Source organism: Caulobacter sp. SSI4214 (assembly GCF_012184455.1).
Taxonomy (GTDB): domain Bacteria; phylum Pseudomonadota; class Alphaproteobacteria; order Caulobacterales; family Caulobacteraceae; genus Caulobacter; species Caulobacter vibrioides_E.
In genome coordinates this window covers 1-3,617 of sequence record NZ_SZWJ01000160.1, presented here as the reverse complement: position 1 = coordinate 3,617, position 3,617 = coordinate 1, and the positions used below count along the sequence as shown (strand labels likewise).

Genomic DNA, 3,617 nt, shown 5'->3' with positions numbered 1-3,617 from the left:
AGATGTGTATAAGAGACAGGCGGCAAGACCCGGCTGGAAGGCGCCACGGCCGAGGGGCGGCAGGCGGCCGCCGTGCTGCACCAGGCGCCCAAGCCCTTCTCGGCGGCGCTGCTGGTCGCGGCCCTGCGCGACCCAAAGGTCGTCGACGATCGGATCGAGGTCCTGATGAACCAGGGCTTTGGCGACCAGCGCCTGGACGCCATCGCCCAGGAACTGGTCAATCTGCGGATGGAGGCCGACCACGTCGAGGCCGAGATGCTGCGCGGCCGCCTGGCCTCGGCCGGCTATGACGACGCGACCCTGGCGGCTCTCGAGCGCTCGGCCGCGCACGTCAAGGCGCTGAACGTCGCGCACAGCGCCGCCCAGAGCCCGGAAGAGGCGGTCCGCGCCCTGTGGTCCCAGGCCTTCGACCTCCTGCTGCGCCTGATCGCGCTGGAACGCGCGGTCGACGACGCCAAGACCGACCTGGCCGACGACAGCGACTTCCAGACCCTGCTGCGCCTCAAGACCGAACGCGACGCGGTCAAGCGCCTGATCGACAGCGGCGGCTGGACCGATCCGGGACTGGTGGCCCAGGTGCTGCACTAGGTCCTTTAAAGTCCGATCTCCCCGGCGAATGCCGGGGCCCAGATCGAACCCCTCACGCCGAGGTCTTGGTCGAGGCCTTAAGGCGAACCCACGCCAATCTCACCGGGAAATCGGGAGTAGGGGGCGAGCGGAACAATATGGCCGCCCCGCCGCCAAAACCGTGGGTCCCATCTTGACACCGGTCTCTCCCAAAGCCACATGCCGACTCAAGGATTTGCCACGCAGCTGATTGACATCGCTCGGGCCGCCGGAGCGCGCGCCCTCATCGAAACAGGATGTCACCCTCGCCGCGGTCCCAGGTCCCCAGCGGTCGTCGATCTCAAAAGGAACGACGCCAGGCCGCGCCCAGCCTCTGGGCCTCCGCCGGGACTCCCGCGGAGCGATCCGACATGGCGAAAAGGGCGCGCTCGGGCGGGTTTTGACGGGAACGTGATCTCTGGGCGCGCGCTGACCTAAGGCGCGGACCGGGCTGTCGGATCCTTTTCGAAACGGATTTTCTCGGCGCCGCTCTTGCAGTGAAGGCGACGTCGATTGCGGAGAGCTTGATGAGCACCAATTCCTCGGCCGAGACGGAAGCGCCCGAAGCCACCGGCGGCGACGGCCCCCTGCTCGACCTGACCGACGCCGGCGTCAAGAAGTTCATCAAGCAGGCGAAGGCCCGCGGCTACGTCACGATGGACGAGCTGAACAAGGTGCTGCCGTCCGAGGAAGTCAGCCCCGACGCCATCGAAGACACCCTGGCGATGCTCAGCGAGATGGGCGTCAACGTGGTCGAGGCCGAGGAGGACGCCGAAGGCGGCGAAGGCGGCGAGGTCGCCACCCGCGAAGAGAACACGGCCGTCATCACCAGCGACAAGCCGGCGGCCTATGACCGCACCGACGACCCGGTGCGCATGTACCTGCGCGAAATGGGCTCGGTCGAGCTGCTGTCGCGCGAGGGCGAAATCGCCATCGCCAAGCGCATCGAGGCGGGCCGCGACACGATGATCCGCGGCCTCTGCGAGTCGGCCCTGACCTTCGAAGCCATCATGGTGTGGCGCGAGGAACTGGGCACCGGCCGCATCCTGCTGCGCGAAGTCATCGACCTGGAAGCCACCTACGCCGCGATCAACGGCGTCGCCGCCCAGCCGGCGGCCGAGGACGACGAAGGTCCGGCCGAGCCCGTCGACGACGAGGCCGGCGAGGCCAAGCCCGAGGGCGAAGGCGGCGAGGACGAGGACGACTTCGACGACGGCGCCGGTCCGACCGTCAGCGCCATGGAAGGCGAGCTGCGCGAAGGCGTGATGGCCATCCTGGACGCCATCGCCAGCGAGTTCGAAAGCTTCCGCAAGCTGCAGGACAAGCTGGTCGGCAGCCGCCTGAAGGGCGAGGACCTGTCCGACGCCGACCGCAAGGCCTACGAACAGCTGTCGGCGACGATCATCCAGCACCTGAAGACGCTGAAGCTGAACAACAACCGCATCGAGGCGCTGGTCGAGCAGCTGTATGCGATCAACAAGCGCCTGATCGGCCTGGAAGGCCGCCTGCTGCGCCTGGCCGACAGCTACGGCATCAGCCGGGGCGAGTTCCTGAAGGCCTATTTCGGTTCGGAGCTGAACCCGACCTGGGCCGAACAGGTCAAGGGCATGGGCGTGCGCTGGACCAAGTTCGTCGAGAACGACAGCCAGTCGGTCATGGACATCCGCCAGGAGATCGCCGCCCTGGCCACCGAGACCGGCGTGCCGATCGACGACTATCGCCGCATCGTCCAGACCGTGCAGAAGGGCGAGCGCGAGGCCCGTCAGGCCAAGAAGGAGATGGTCGAGGCCAACCTGCGTCTCGTGATCTCGATCGCCAAGAAGTACACCAATCGCGGCCTGCAGTTCCTGGACCTGATCCAGGAAGGCAATATCGGCCTGATGAAGGCCGTCGATAAGTTCGAGTATCGCCGCGGCTACAAGTTCTCGACCTACGCCACCTGGTGGATCCGTCAGGCGATCACCCGCTCGATCGCCGACCAGGCCCGCACCATCCGTATCCCGGTGCACATGATCGAGACGATCAACAAGATCGTCCGCACCAGCCGCCAGATGCTGCACGAGATCGGCCGCGAGCCGACCCCCGAGGAACTGGCCGAAAAGCTGGCCATGCCGCTGGAAAAGGTCCGCAAGGTCCTGAAGATCGCCAAGGAGCCGATCAGCCTCGAAACCCCGATCGGCGACGAGGAAGACAGCCACCTGGGCGACTTCATCGAGGACAAGAACGCCGTCCTGCCGATCGACGCGGCCATCCAGAGCAACCTGCGCGAAACCACCACCCGCGTGCTGGCCTCGCTGACCCCGCGTGAAGAGCGCGTCCTGCGGATGCGCTTTGGCATCGGCATGAACACCGACCACACGCTGGAGGAAGTTGGCCAGCAGTTCTCGGTCACCCGCGAACGCATCCGCCAGATCGAGGCCAAGGCCCTGCGCAAGCTCAAGCACCCCTCGCGGTCGCGCAAGCTGCGCAGCTTCCTGGACTCGTAAGAGCGGGTTCCCACGAATGAAGACGCCCCGGTCGATGGACCGGGGCGTTTTTGTTTGGGGATGATGGGCCCAGTTGGCTTTCGGCGCGCCGGAAAGCGGACAGACCCTCCCCCGTATCGCGGGGGAGGTGGCCCAGAGGGCCGGAGGGGGCCAGCTCGGCCGATTTCCAGCTTGCCCCTCAGCCGCTTCGCGGCAGCTCCCCCGCATCGCGGGGGGAGCAAAGGATCGCGAAGGGGCTTTAGCTGCTCATATCCTTCGCCTGGGCCGCCAGCTTGTCGGCCTGGCGTTCCAGGTCGTCGGCCTGGCGGGGCAGGCGGCGGGCGACGTCTTGCAGTTCCTGGTCGGTGACGGTGTTTCCGCGCGCCCGGTTGTCTTCGATCTGCCTGGCGCGATAGGCGGGGTCGCCCAGGCGGGCGGCTTCCTCGCGCATCTGGCGGGCGCCGGCGCGCATCTGGACCGCGCCCTTCGCCATCTGGACGCGGGCGACCTTGATCGCCTCGACCCGCGCGCGTTCGCCGGCCTGGC

1 protein-coding gene and 2 pseudogenes are annotated in these 3,617 nt (G+C 67.3%); 2 read left to right on the top strand and 1 reads right to left on the bottom strand.

From position 1 onward, the window contains the following. Positions 1-21: 21 nt before the first annotated feature. Positions 22-588, top strand: a pseudogene (locus FCU40_RS22705) (DNA primase); the annotation flags it as partial. A 545-nt stretch (positions 589-1,133) separates the two neighbouring features. Continuing rightward, positions 1,134-3,092 (top strand): RNA polymerase sigma factor RpoD, encoded by a 1,959-nt coding sequence (gene rpoD / locus FCU40_RS22700; protein WP_004623058.1) that lies wholly within the window; start codon positions 1,134-1,136, stop codon positions 3,090-3,092. Positions 3,093-3,330: 238 nt separating this feature from the next. Here the strand turns inward: rpoD and FCU40_RS22695 are convergent. Beyond that, positions 3,331-3,617: pseudogene (locus tag FCU40_RS22695) on the bottom strand (peptidase M56); the annotation flags it as partial.

What these genes read in the sequence shown, in the direction of transcription:
- rpoD (WP_004623058.1), top strand. Translation starts at nt 1,134, where the DNA reads ATGAGCACCAATTCCTCGGCCGAGACGGAAGCGCCCGAAGCCACCGGC.